This window comes from Methylophilus sp. (assembly GCF_052437885.1).
In the GTDB taxonomy this organism is placed as follows: domain Bacteria; phylum Pseudomonadota; class Gammaproteobacteria; order Burkholderiales; family Methylophilaceae; genus Methylophilus.
Window position 1 is genome coordinate 45,638 of record NZ_JBQVPB010000008.1, and the last position, 13,035, is coordinate 58,672.

The 13,035-nt window shown below is 54.2% G+C and carries 13 protein-coding genes and 1 riboswitch; of the genes, 9 read left to right on the forward strand and 4 right to left on the reverse strand.

Annotation, left to right across the window (positions count from 1 at the left end; all coding sequences use genetic code 11):
• Positions 1–52 precede the first annotated feature (52 nt).
• Entirely contained in the window at positions 53–202 is a 150-nt protein-coding gene (locus ACT6RZ_RS09685; RefSeq protein WP_156376475.1) for a hypothetical protein, read from the reverse strand.
• A 287-nt stretch (positions 203–489) separates the two neighbouring features.
• Positions 490–571, forward strand: a riboswitch (S-adenosyl-L-homocysteine riboswitch).
• A 94-nt stretch (positions 572–665) separates the two neighbouring features.
• Between ACT6RZ_RS09685 and ahcY the strand changes: the two genes are divergently transcribed.
• The 3 genes from ahcY to metF all read left to right on the forward strand — a co-directional run bounded on the left by ahcY (position 666) and on the right by metF (position 3,405).
• Positions 666–2,075, forward strand: coding sequence for an adenosylhomocysteinase (gene ahcY / locus ACT6RZ_RS09690; RefSeq protein ID WP_444701912.1), 1,410 nt, complete (start codon positions 666–668; stop codon positions 2,073–2,075).
• 107 nt (positions 2,076–2,182) lie between these two features.
• Positions 2,183–2,533 (forward strand): phage holin family protein, encoded by a 351-nt coding sequence (locus ACT6RZ_RS09695; RefSeq protein WP_444701913.1) that lies wholly within the window; start codon positions 2,183–2,185, stop codon positions 2,531–2,533.
• A 44-nt stretch (positions 2,534–2,577) separates the two neighbouring features.
• Positions 2,578–3,405, forward strand: coding sequence for a methylenetetrahydrofolate reductase [NAD(P)H] (metF, locus tag ACT6RZ_RS09700; protein WP_444701914.1), 828 nt, complete (start codon positions 2,578–2,580; stop codon positions 3,403–3,405).
• 80 nt (positions 3,406–3,485) lie between these two features.
• Here the strand turns inward: metF and ACT6RZ_RS09705 are convergent, their stop codons facing one another.
• Genes ACT6RZ_RS09705 through ACT6RZ_RS09715 form a run of 3 tightly spaced genes read right to left on the reverse strand, consistent with a single transcriptional unit; the run spans position 3,486 to position 6,204 of the window.
• Entirely contained in the window at positions 3,486–3,953 is a 468-nt protein-coding gene (locus ACT6RZ_RS09705; protein ID WP_444701915.1) for a DUF494 family protein, read from the reverse strand.
• Between the two features lie 49 nt (positions 3,954–4,002).
• Positions 4,003–5,160 (reverse strand): DNA-processing protein DprA, encoded by a 1,158-nt coding sequence (gene dprA, locus ACT6RZ_RS09710; RefSeq protein WP_444701916.1) that lies wholly within the window; start codon positions 5,158–5,160, stop codon positions 4,003–4,005.
• Positions 5,161–5,169: 9 nt separating this feature from the next.
• Positions 5,170–6,204: a LysM peptidoglycan-binding domain-containing protein gene (locus ACT6RZ_RS09715; protein WP_444701917.1), complete on the reverse strand. Its 1,035-nt coding sequence runs from the start codon at positions 6,202–6,204 to the stop codon at positions 5,170–5,172.
• Positions 6,205–6,402: 198 nt separating this feature from the next.
• On the opposite strand from ACT6RZ_RS09715, the gene def reads away from it, so the two are divergent.
• From def to ACT6RZ_RS09745, 6 genes are all read left to right on the forward strand, one after another.
• Positions 6,403–6,918, forward strand: a complete 516-nt coding sequence (gene def, locus ACT6RZ_RS09720; protein WP_444701918.1) for a peptide deformylase — start codon at positions 6,403–6,405, stop codon at positions 6,916–6,918.
• A gap of 12 nt (positions 6,919–6,930) precedes the next feature.
• Positions 6,931–7,884, forward strand: coding sequence for a methionyl-tRNA formyltransferase (fmt, locus tag ACT6RZ_RS09725; RefSeq protein ID WP_444701919.1), 954 nt, complete (start codon positions 6,931–6,933; stop codon positions 7,882–7,884).
• A gap of 108 nt (positions 7,885–7,992) precedes the next feature.
• Positions 7,993–8,865 carry a zinc metalloprotease HtpX gene (gene htpX, locus ACT6RZ_RS09730; protein WP_444701920.1) on the forward strand — a complete coding sequence of 291 codons (873 nt, stop codon included), beginning with the start codon at positions 7,993–7,995 and terminating at the stop codon, positions 8,863–8,865.
• 156 nt (positions 8,866–9,021) lie between these two features.
• Positions 9,022–10,311 (forward strand): 16S rRNA (cytosine(967)-C(5))-methyltransferase RsmB, encoded by a 1,290-nt coding sequence (rsmB, locus tag ACT6RZ_RS09735; protein WP_444701921.1) that lies wholly within the window; start codon positions 9,022–9,024, stop codon positions 10,309–10,311.
• A 22-nt stretch (positions 10,312–10,333) separates the two neighbouring features.
• Positions 10,334–10,861: a DUF4390 domain-containing protein gene (locus ACT6RZ_RS09740; RefSeq protein WP_444702003.1), complete on the forward strand. Its 528-nt coding sequence runs from the start codon at positions 10,334–10,336 to the stop codon at positions 10,859–10,861.
• Positions 10,862–10,864: 3 nt separating this feature from the next.
• A complete protein-coding gene (locus ACT6RZ_RS09745) occupies positions 10,865–13,027 on the forward strand; it encodes an ATP-binding protein (protein ID WP_444701922.1) in 2,163 nt (720 codons plus the stop codon).
• Positions 13,028–13,035: the final 8 nt, after the last annotated feature.

Below are 13,035 nucleotides of genomic sequence, written 5' to 3' on the forward strand. Positions count from 1 at the left end.
TCAGCAAATAAAAAAGCGCCTCATGGGCGCTTTTTTGTTGCCAGCTGTTTATTCAGACAACTTGCAGATCGAGTTCTTCTACATGGTAATAATGCTCGTCATCCCAGACAGTGAAGTCTTGCGCGGTCACTACGGCTTCCTGGAAGTGATAAAAGGTCGCAATGCAATGGTTCTCTTCGTCCATGACCTGATACATTGACATAATTTCCCGCCTTTCCGTAATGATTAAGTGACAATAAATACTGCAGTTGATACATCATGCCACTGTGCCAGCTAAATGATTTTATGGAGAAAAGCGGTCTATAGGCTTCAATTTGAAATCATGTTCAACCTGGCGTTAAAGTGTCTGACAAACCCTGTTCAAGACAGCCTGCCAGCCGCTGCGCATGGGCCGCCAAACGTGGCAATTAGCTGTGCTTTACCGGCTTGTTTTGGCTATGATTAATATCGGCCTTTTGTAAAATAGCGCGGTTGGCGGTATAATTTCCGCCTTCTGAGGAACGCTGCGAGAGTTTCATACTCCCAGGCTCAGAGTGATAGCTGCAAAGCTTCTCAACTGCGTTCACTTTTCACTGTGCGAGCACGGAAAAAAGGTGAGCAAAACGTTTCCACCGGTTCTTCATGAACTTTCCCTGCTCAGTTTTCATTTTTTTAGGACTTCAAACATGAATACTGTAGCTGATTTCAAAGATTACATTGTCGCCGACATGGACCTGGCTGGCTGGGGCCGCAAGGAGATCGCGATTGCCGAAACCGAGATGCCTGGCCTGATGGCTATCCGTGAAGAATATGCCGCGGTGCAGCCGCTGCGTGGTGCGCGCATCACCGGTTCTTTGCACATGACTATCCAGACCGCGGTGTTGATCGAGACACTCAAGGACCTGGGCGCCGAAGTGCGCTGGGCGTCCTGCAATATCTTCTCTACCCAGGACCATGCCGCAGCGGCGATCGCTGCTACAGGCACGCCGGTGTTTGCCGTGAAAGGCGAGACTCTGGAAGAGTACTGGGATTACACCCATCGTATTTTTGAATGGGCGGATGGTAGCTTCTCTAACATGATTCTGGATGATGGCGGCGATGCGACCTTGTTGTTGCATCTGGGCGCACGTGCAGAAAAAGATCTGTCAGTGTTAGGCAACCCGACTTCTGAAGAAGAAGTGTGTTTGTTTAACGCGATCAAAGCCAAACTGAAAACCGACCCGACCTGGTATTCCGTTCGCCTGAAAGAAATCATAGGCGTGACCGAAGAGACGACCACTGGCGTGCACCGTTTGTATCAGATGCACAAAGACGGCAAGCTGGCTTTCCCGGCCATTAACGTCAATGACTCGGTGACCAAATCCAAGTTCGATAACCTGTATGGCTGTCGCGAATCACTGGTCGATGGTATCAAACGCGCGACCGATGTGATGATCGCAGGCAAGATCGCCGTAGTGGCCGGTTACGGCGACGTGGGTAAAGGTTCTGCGCAAGCACTGCGTGCCTTGTCTGCCCAGGTGTGGGTGACTGAGATAGACCCTATCTGCGCCTTGCAGGCAGCCATGGAAGGCTACCGCGTGGTGACCATGGATTATGCGGCCGAGCATGCTGATATTTTCGTGACTGCAACTGGTAACTACCATGTGATCACGCACGACCATATGGCAAAAATGAAAGACCAGGCCATCGTCTGCAACATCGGCCACTTCGATAACGAGATCGACGTTGCCGGTATCGAGAAATACCAATGGGATGAGATCAAGCCACAAGTTGACCATGTGATCTTCCCGGATGGCAAGCGCATCATCCTGCTGGCAAAAGGCCGTCTGGTGAACCTCGGTTGCGGTACCGGCCACCCAAGCTATGTGATGAGCTCCAGCTTTGCCAACCAGACCATTGCCCAGATCGAGCTGTTCACACAAACCGGCAATTACCCGGTAGGCGTCTACACCTTGCCTAAGCACCTGGATGAAAAAGTGGCAGTGTTGCAATTGAAAAAACTCAACGCCCAGCTGACTGTATTGTCAGATGCACAAGCGGCCTATATCGGCGTGAGCAAGAGCGGCCCTTACAAGCCAGACCACTACAGATACTAATGCGGCAGATACACACGCTGTGCGCTTAGGCCCAAACTTCCGTCAGGTGTCCTGGCGGGAGTTTAGGTGTACACTCTTCCTCAATCTAATGACGATGGGAGGCTGTAATGGTTAAGTTGCTGATAGTGTGGGTATTGAACGCATTGGCTTTAATGGCGGTGGCTTATCTGGTGCCCGGCATCCACGTGGCCAACTTTACCGCGGCGCTGATCGCTGCGCTGGTGATAGGCCTGGTCAATATATTGATCAAGCCGTTGCTGGTATTGCTGACCTTGCCGATTACTTTGTTGACCCTGGGTTTATTTATCCTGGTGATCAACGGGGTGTTGTTCTGGCTGGTCGGCAACTATCTACAGGGTTTTTCAGTCAGCTCTATCGTCGTCGGTATCATTGGTGCTTTGGTCTACAGCCTTATTTCAGGTGTACTCAGCGCTATTATCCCGGACGGCAAAGACTAACAGGCTGTCAGCCGTAAGCCTGCAATAGATTAAAGATTAAACAAGTGAATAATAAGACTTCTTTCAGTTTTGAGTTTTTTCCGCCAAAAACAGCGGAAGGTATGGCCAACTTGCGGCAAGCACGTACGCAACTGGCAGAATTCTCACCGGAATTTTTCTCTGTCACCTTTGGTGCAGGTGGTTCTACCCGTGACCGCACCATGGATACGGTCCTGGAAATCCAGGGTGAAGGCTCTGAGGCAGCGCCGCATATCTCGTGTATCTCATCGAGCAAGCAGGAGATCAGTGAGCTGTTGCAGGCCTATCAGGCCAAAGGCATCAAGCGCCTGGTGACTTTGCGCGGCGATATTCCATCTGGTGAAGTCAGCGTAGGCGATTTTAAATACGCCAGCGAACTGGTGGAGTTTATCCGCGCCGAAACCGGCGACTGGTTCCATCTTGAAGTAGCGGCCTACCCGGAATTTCACCCGGAAGCAGGCTCTGCGCAAAAAGACCTGGAAAACTTCAAACGTAAGATAGATGCCGGCGCAGATTCGGCGATCACGCAGTATTTTTACAATGTGGATGCGTATTTCCGCTTTGTGGAAGCGGCGCAAAAGCTGGGTATCAGCGCACCTATCATTCCTGGCATCATGCCTATCTACAATTACACGCAGCTGGCGCGTTTTTCTAATGTGTGTGGCGCCGAGATCCCGCGCTGGTTAAGGATGCGTCTGGAAGCCTACGGCGATGACCTGGCGTCATTGCGTGCATTCGGGGTGGATGTGGTAGCCGATATCTGCGGCAAACTTTCGCAGGCGGGTGTAGATAAAATGCATTTTTACACCTTGAACCAGGCCGGCATCATCGGCCAGATCATACGCCAGCTATAAACTGACACGGCAAAAACAAAAAAAGCGCGATAGCTATCGTGCTTTTTTCGCTGCCGCCGCGCTTTTTTATTAGCTGCCACTTATTGCAATGACAGCCCTTTAGGGTTGAACAGGGCGTCTTCGACAAACAGGTAATCCTGTTTACGGTTTTCATCCCACAGCACCATCATGGTGATCCAGCGTATATCTTCCATACTCAGGGTCTCCTGCGGTAACACCATGCCCCGGTCTATGATCAGATCACGCTCGTAAGCCGTGATGATGTCACTTTTCTGCAGCAGGCAGAGAAAATTCAGACTCTCGTCATTGATCTTGTCTCTTTCCATCTCGCAGAAGATACGCAGCGCAGACGGGTCCTGCAGGTATTGCGGTTGCTCCACAGACCGGCGCAGGTCTTTGACCCAGTCGACCGCGTGCAAGATGTCCTGATGGTTAAATCCAGCCTGGGACAGCTCATAGGCCATGATCGCTTCGTCGGTTTCTTTCAACTCGAACGCTTCATGTTTGTCCCAATAGTTTTGATAAATAAATATCAATACTTCCAACATGCACATCTCCTCAAACATGCTATTCAATCACTAACGCCACAGTGTGAGGTTAAGCCAGTCTCTGAAATTGTCCATTCGCGAGATGGCTGACTACACCTTCTAATTCAAGTAGTGTAAGCATGGTGGAAACTTCTCCGGGCGTCAAGCCTGAACGGGCGGCGATCTGTTCGGCAAAGATAGGGTCAAACCCCATGCAGGCCAAGACCGGGCTTGCTTCGGAGGGTAAATTAGTCCAATTGGGCATTAGCCCGTTCGGGCTAACCGGCCAGCTGCTATCGGGCAGGCGGATATGGCGTAACTCGCTGAGGATGTCTTCGGTGGACTCTGCCAGTTTGGCACCCTGTTTGATCAGGGCATGGCAGCCTTTGGCCACCGGCGAATGGATAGAGCCGGGTACGGCGAATACTTCACGGCCCTGTTCTATCGCCAGTTTAGCGGTGATCAGCGAGCCGCTGTCTATATTGGCTTCCACCACCAGGCAGCCTTCGGACAGGCCGCTGATGATGCGGTTGCGGCGCGGGAAATTGTAGTTGATGGAAGGCGTGCCCAATGCGTATTCCGACAGCAGCAGCCCATGCTGGGCGATCTGGTGCGCCAGTGCCTTGTGTTTGGCCGGGTAGACGATGTCCAGCCCGGTGCCGACCACGGCGATCGTGGCACCATCAGCTTTCAGCGCGCCTCTATGGGCAGCGCCATCAATGCCGAGTGCCAGTCCGCTGGCGACGGCAAAACCTGCCCGGCACAAACTCTCGGCAAAATTCTCGGCCGTGGTCTCACCCTGGGCGGTGGCATGCCGGCTGCCGACGATGGCCATGCATGGCCGTTTCAATATCTGCAGGTTGCCTTTGGCGTATAGCACTGGCGGTGGCTGGTCGGTTTCCAGCAGGCGTTTGGGGTAGTGCAGGTCGGCTAATGTGATCAGGTGGTTGTCAGCTTGCGCCAGCCAGTCCAGGGCTTTGGCGATATCTGCATGTTGCATGGCGCGCTGTATACCCTCAGCCACTTCCTTGCTGACCATTTCGCGCAGGGTGGTGTATGAAGCATTCAGTATGGCTTCCGGCGTTTTAAATGCCAGCAGCAGCTGGCATAAAGTCATGCTGCCCAGACCTTCTATCAGGGTGAGTGCTATCCACGGCGCATATTGCTGGTCGGCATTTGCCTGGCCAGTGGTGGTCAGTCCGGGGTAGTCTGCAGCATCATTGTCCATAAGCGGCGGTCACGGGGTGCGTACGATATCTTCCACATGCACAGGTTGCGAGGCCTGCATGATCAGCGCGTAAGACAGGCGCGGAAAGGTTTTAAACACCATGAGCAGGCCAACCGGCTCATCCGGCAGTTTCAGGGTCTGCGGATGTTTGGGGTCTGACGCCGGGTCTATCATGCTGGCACCTTTACGCAGGATAGACAGCACATGACCGCGCTCCAGGCCATCGTTAGTGCCGCGGTTCAGCACCACCACACGGCCGGAGCCGGTTTCATCTATGCCATCGCTGATACGGGCGATCTGGCCTTGTAGCTGGTTTTCCGGCGCATGCGGCAAATAGGTCTGTGTCAGTTCATCTTCAATGGCGATCAGCTTGTCTTTGACGGCGATCTCTTCTTTGACCTGGCTGATATTCAGTGTCGCTGGCTGGCCGTCGCGCAACAGCTTTGCCTCGCCCAGATAATGCGCCTCAATGCCGAGTATCTCTCCGTTTTCAGGGTTTTTGACTGGCTCACCTTCACGGTAGATGGCCCAGATAGGCTGCGGGGTCGCTGGTAAGCCCTGCACATAAATACGCGTGCCCGGGCTCAGTATCTGGCGCTCTTCTTCTGCAGCGATGATCCTGGGCGCATTTTTCAATTCAGCATCAGAGATCAGCACCGGCTTGGTTAAAAACGGCAGGATGGCATTCGGCTGTATGGTCGGTATCGCATCGGCCTTGATCGGTGTCACGATTACGCCTGGTTCCAGCGTGACAGATTCGCGTATCAATCTCAGCACTGGTTTACCACTGCTGGTATCCAGTACAATCACGTCACCGGGGTAGATCCAGTGCGGGTTTTTGATATGGTCGCGGTTGATCTGCCATATCTGTGGCCACTGCCAGGGATTTTTGAGGAATTTGGCCGAGATATCCCACAAAGTATCGCCTTTGACCACCACGTGGCGCTCAGGATGCTGTGCACGCAAGCTAATTTCATCTGCAAAAGCGCACAAGCTGCTACAAGCCAGGGCAAGCGAGGTTATAATTTGAACAATTTTGGTCATGTGACGTCTCTGTTATAGGCAGTACTTTGAGTTTTTTACAGCTAAAAATGAAGTACTTAGGTAAAGGCAGCACGCATGTCGCGGTTGTATGCGCAATGTCGACCAATCTAGCATGGGTTTAAAGTTATTATCAAGATGAAAAAACGGGGGTTTTGCCCTGTTTTCGTTAAACACTTAGCATTGAAAGATTTATAGCGCATGGCACTCCTTCCGATTTTGCAGTATCCGGACCCTCGCTTGCACACGGTCGCCAAGCCGGTGAAGGTGTTTGACCAGAACTTGCAGCAACTGGTGACCGATATGGCTGAAACCATGTATGACGCGCCCGGCATAGGCTTGGCGGCGACGCAGGTAGACCAGCATATCCAGTTGATCGTGATCGATCTGAGCAAGGAGAAGAACGATTTGCTGGTGCTGATCAACCCCAGGATCATTGCTGAATCCGGCCACCAGGATTACGAAGAGGGCTGTCTGTCAGTGCCCGGCATATACGAGAATGTGACGCGCGCAGAATTCATCACCGTTGAAGCGCAGGACGCCAGTGGCAAAAGCTACAAACTGGATGCCGATGGTTTGCTCAGTGTATGCATACAGCATGAAATGGATCATTTAAAAGGTAAAGTGTTTGTGGAATATCTTTCGCCCCTGAAACGCAATCGCATTCGCAGCAAAATGGTCAAGCACGCGCGCGAAATCGAACGTAACAGTTATTAACGGGGCGTACAAATGCGTATCATTTATGCCGGGACACCGGAATTCGCAGTGCCTGCCTTACAGGGGCTGATCGCAGCCGGACATGAGATCGTCATGGTGCTCACGCAGCCAGACCGGCCTTCAGGCCGTGGCATGCAGCTCAAGGCCAGCCCGGTCAAGCAGCTGGCGCTCGCACATGGCTTGCAGGTCTTCCAGCCGGAAAGTCTGAAACCGGCAGAAGTGCAGGCACAGATAGCGGCCACCAATGCCGATGTATTGATCGTTGCCGCCTATGGCCTGATCATCCCCACGGCAGTGCTGAATATCCCCGCGCGCGGCTGTTATAACATCCATGGTTCATTGCTGCCACGCTGGCGCGGCGCGGCGCCTATTCATAGAGCTATCCTGGCCGGTGATAGCGAGACCGGCGTCACTATTATGGAAGTCGTGCCCAAGCTGGATGCCGGCAATATGATCAGCAAGTGGGCAGTGCCCATCACAGCGTCAGATACCACGCAAACCCTGCACGATGCCATCAGCCGCGAAGGTGCGCGCCTGATGGTGGAAGCCATGCATAGCCTGCAAACCAGCGGCCAGTTGCCTTCTGAAGTACAGGATGAGTCACTGGTCACCTATGCCCACAAGCTGGAAAAGTCCGAATCCGGCATAGACTGGACGCAATCTGCTGTGCAGCTCTCGCGCCAGGTGCGGGCGTTTAATCCTTTCCCGGTCGCCACCGCCAGATTCAAAGAGCAGGTGTGCAAACTGTGGTTCGCCCAGGTCGCTCAAACAGATGCGGGTGTGGCTGACTCAGCGCCTGTTGCCGGCAATGTTGCTGGCACTATAGTGCAGATACAGCCGCTGCTGGTCGCGTGTGGTGATGGTGTATTGCAGATAGATGAACTGCAGATGCCAGGCGGCAAGCGGCAGACGGCGCAGCAGTTCGTGCAAGGCCAGCATGTGCAGGTCGGTGACAGATTCTTCTAGCGCTGGCGCGCGCATGTCATGTGGTGTTCATCTGCCTCTATTAGCATTGAAAAACACGCCTGCCTCCCCCATGTAGTTGTAGAGTAAAAAAGAACTGAAGGAATGTGAATGTTAGGTAACTGGACCAAAACTTTTGTGTTGATGGCAGCCATCACGGCGCTGTTTGTCGCTGTCGGTGGTGCATTCGGCGGCCAGAGCGGCATGCTGATGGCCTTGCTGCTGGCTGGCGGCATGAACTTCTACGCCTACTGGTTCAGCGACCAGGCCGTGCTCAAGATGTATGGCGCCGTCGAGATCAACGCTGAAAACAACTATGGCAATAACCAGTTCAGAAACTATTTCAATATGGTGAAAGAGCTGGCAGAGCACGCACAACTGCCTATGCCACGCGTATTCGTCATTAACGAAAGCCAGCCGAACGCGTTTGCCACCGGCCGTAACCCAGAAAATGCCGCTGTGGCCGCCACTACCGGTATTATGCAGATACTGAGTGAGCGTGAACTGCGCGGCGTGATGGCGCATGAACTGGCACACGTTAAAAACCGGGATACCCTGATCTCTACCATGTCGGCCACTGTTGCCGGTGCGATCTCTGCCATTGCGCAATTCGGCATGCTGTTCGGCGGCGGCCACCGGGATGGCGAAAACCGGCCTAACCCCATGCTGGGCATTCTGATGATAGTGATGGCGCCACTGGCCGCCAGCCTGATCCAGATGGCGATCTCGCGCTCGCGCGAATATGAGGCCGACCGCATGGGTGCGGATATCAGCCGTGACCCCAAAGCATTGGCGAGCGCGCTGGAGAAGATCCATAATTACGCGCACCAGATCCCCAACCTGACCGCCGAGCAACACCCGGAGACCGGCCAGATGATGATCATCAACCCATTGTCAGGCGCTGACTTCTCCGGCTTGTTCAGCACTCATCCCAAAACCGAAGAACGCGTGCGTCGTTTACTGGCGCTAGCCAAGCAGTACTGATTTCGTCGCCGCGTGACCTGAAAAAGGCTTTCCTGAGGAAAGCCTTTTTTATTACGTCTGCAGCCTGCCTGATTTTTAATCCGGGCTTATTGCAGTGTTTCTGCTGTGAAACAGGTGGCATCAAGTAAAATAGCATTTTTTTGCCAGAGTCCACCCGTGCAAGTAGCCCAGATAATCGCCGCACACGCCGTCGCCGAAGTCCTCTCCGGCCATAACCTGACGGTTTCCATGCCCAAGGCATTGCGCAAAGTCAAAGCGGCCACGCCGCAACAGCAGGCGGCTGCCCAGGATTACAGCTACCTGACCTTGCGTTTTTACGCTGAAGCGGCTGCCTATCTGGCAGCGCTGACACCCAAGCCGGTTTCTGACAGCCGGGTGCAGGCATTGTTGCTGGTGGCGCTGTCGCAGTTGCTGCATGGTCACGATGATGACTTTACCGTGGTCAACCAGGCGGTAGAAGCTGCCGGCACTACCGGGCAACGCTGGGCCAAAGGCCTGGTCAATGCCGTGCTGCGCAATTTTCTGCGGCAGCGGGAGACTTTGCAGGCGGTCGTCAGCCAGGATGAAGAAGTCAGCTGGAACTATCCGCACTGGTGGATAGCGCTGCTCAGAGAGCAATATCCCGATCACTGGCAAGCCATGCTGGCGGTGGGTAACTCGCACCCGCCCATGACTTTGCGCGTCAATCTGCGCAAAACCAGCGTGCCTGCCTATCTGCAGGCCTTGCAAGAAGCCGGTATCGCAGTCACCCATCTGGGTAGCGCGGCCATACAGCTGCATCAGCCATTGCCGGTGCATAAACTGCCGGGCTTTGACCTGGGCTGGGTCAGCGTGCAGGATGCAGGTGCGCAATGGGCGGCACCTTTGCTGGATGTCACGCCGGGTATGCGCGTGCTGGATGCCTGCAGCGCCCCGGGCGGCAAGACCTGCCAGCTGCTGGAATCTGCCGATGTTGAATTGATCTCGCTGGACCTGGAAGCGGACCGCTTGCAGCGCGTGCATGAAAACCTGCAACGGCTGGGTTTAAAGGCGCAGGTGGTGACAGGCAGCGCAAGCGCGACTGACTGGTTTGATGGCCGGCTGTTTGACCGTATCCTGGCTGATGTGCCGTGTAGTGCTTCCGGGATCGTGCGGCGGCATGTGGATATGAAATGGTTGCGCAGACCCGAGGATTTAGCGACTTTTGCCCACACTCAAGAGCAAATTTTATCTAATTTGTGGCAAATGCTGGCAAAAGGCGGTAAATTGCTTTATGTGACATGTTCGGTCTTCCAACAAGAAAACGAAATGCAGATCCAGCAATTTTTAACTTCCCATGCCGATGCGACCCGGCTGCCAGTGCAGTTTGATGCAGCCCTGTTGCCGTGCATGCAGGCGGCACCCGGGCAATTGCTGCCGGTCGCCGCCCATGACGGATTATTTTATGCGTTGTTGCAAAAGCATTAAATCCTGCTTGCTACTCGGTTTCATGCTTTTGGCTGCCTGGTCAGTGCTGGCCGGCGGTAACCATGCCCATATCAAAGTGGCAGAACTGGTGTTGCGCGATGATCTGTGGACACTGGATGCGGAAATCGATATCCAGCTAGGCCATGCGCTGGAAGAAGCGCTGAGCAAAGGCGTGACCCTGACCTTTTTATACGAGTTCCAGATCGTCAAACCGCTCAAATACTGGTTTGATGATGAAGTGGTCACCGAACGCCGCCAGGTCACCCTCAATTACCATGCGCTGACCAAACAATACATCCTGCATTATCCGCAGCAGCAAAAGGTGTTCGATACCCTGAGTGATGCCAAGCAGGAACTGGCCCTGATCCACGACTGGCGTCTGGCGCCGCATGCAGTGCTCGAAAAGAACCAGTCTTATCACGCGGCATTGAAAATGCACCTGGATACCAGCAAGTTACCCAAAGCCCTGCAGGTGGATGCGATAGGCGAAAGCGACTGGGAACTGGTCACGCCTACTTTTAGCTGGTGGGTGAAAGAAACCGTGCGCTAACTTATGCGTTATGTCCTGATCCTGTCTATCATGCTGGCCGCAGGTCTCTTGTACCTGCTGTCGCTGGCCAGCGCCAATACCGCCATCAGTGGCGACTATTACATCATCCTGCTCTATATCAATGCCGGCCTGGCCGTGCTGCTGCTCGGCGTCATCGGCTATCAGCTACGCCATCTGTACCGCACCACCAAATCCAAACAGGTGGGCAGTAAACTCAATTTCAGGCTATTGGTCACCTTTGCCCTGATGGCGCTGATCCCCGGGATGATCGTCTACCTGGTGTCGGTCAATTTCCTCAGCCGCTCTATCGAATCCTGGTTCAACGTCAAGGTCGAATCGGCGCTGGATGGCGGCCTGAGCCTGGGTCAGCGTGCGCTGGACATCATGCTTTCCGAGCTGAAAGACAAGGCACAGGGCATGACGGTGTCCTTGTCGCTGCAGACCGCTAAATCCAATTATGCGCAACTGAATGACCTGCGCGAGAAAGCCGGTATCCAGGACGCGGCATTGCTGACACCGCAAGGCGCTATTCTGGCAGTGAGCAGTGCAGACCCCAGCAGTTTTCTGCCCGAGTTGCCGTCAGTGCCGCAATTGCGCCAGGCCAGGAGCGGTGTCTACGGCAAGATCGAGCCTATCGTCGGCAAAGGTCTGTACATGCGGGTGCTGGTGCCGGTAGAACCGTTAGGCATCATCGGCGAGGTGCGTATCCTGCAACTGATGCAGCCGGTGCCCAAGGCGCTGTCGAATACGGCCGAGTCTGTGCAGGATGTTTACCGCGAGTACCAGACCCTGTCATACAGCCGGCAGTCGCTGAAAGACATCTTCATGCTGACGCTGACCATGATACTGTTGCTCTCCATGCTGGGGGCGCTGATCATTGCCTTTGCACTGAGCCGGCGCATGGCGCAGCCGCTCACGGTGCTGGCGGAAGGCACGCGCCTGATCGCCAGCGGCGATTACTCGCAACAGTTACCTTCATTCGGCAAAGATGAACTCAGTGTGCTGGTGAAGTCATTCAACAGCATGACGCGCCAGCTGCAGGAAGCCAGGCTGGCTTCCGAACAAAGCCGCCAGCATGTGGAATCGGCGCGCGCTTATCTGGAAGCTATCCTGTCGCACCTGAGCTCGGGCGTGATGACCATCAATGAACGCGCCGAACTGCGGGTCTATAACCTGGCGGCTACCAATATCCTGGGCATCTCGCTGGTCGGCTTTAAAAACAAGATATTCACCGAGATCGCCGCTGAGAATATCTACCTGAGCCCATTTGTAGAAATCGTCATGCGCCATTATGATGAGACATTGCAGCTGGATCACCATGAGCGGCACCTGACCAGCCAGATCGATATCGAGAGCGAGCATGGCAAGCAGATACTGATGTTGCGCGTGACCAGGCTACCTGAAGGGGCAGGGCATGGGCTGGTGGTGGTGTTTGATGATGTGACCGTGATGGCGCAGGCGCAACGGGATGCGGCCTGGGCAGAAGTGGCCAGACGGCTGGCGCACGAGATCAAGAACCCGCTGACGCCTATCCAGCTCTCTGCCGAGCGCTTGCAGTTCAAGTTGCACGACAAGCTGGAAAGCAAGGATGCCGAGATGCTGCTGAAATCGACCGACACCATAGTCAATCAGGTGCAGGCCATGAAAAACATGGTCAATGAATTCAGCGAATACGCCAGGACCCCGGCCGCACTGTTGGTCAAACTGGATTTAAATGCTTTAATCAGGGATGTCAGCCGTTTGTACAACGGGTCTGCGCTAAAGTTGGAGCTGGTATTGCAGCAGCAGCTGCCCGAGGTGCAGGCCGATACCACCATGATGCGGCAGATACTGCATAATCTGCTGCAGAACGCGCAGGATGCCATGAGCCAGGTCGAACAGCCACAGGTGGTCATCATGACCGATAGCGACGGCGAACGTGTAAAATTGTCGGTGACAGACAATGGCGGTGGTTTCCCGACCGAGGTCATGGCCAGGGTATTTGAACCATATATCACGACCAAGGTACACGGCACCGGTTTAGGGTTGGCCATTGTGAAAAAAATGATAGAAGAGCAGCGCGGACAGATTCGTATAGACAATCTGCCACAAGGGGGGGCCAGCGTCACCATACACCTGCCCGTAGATAAACAACAACAGCGTCGGCGCGTAGAGCGCATCGTGTAAGGAAATAC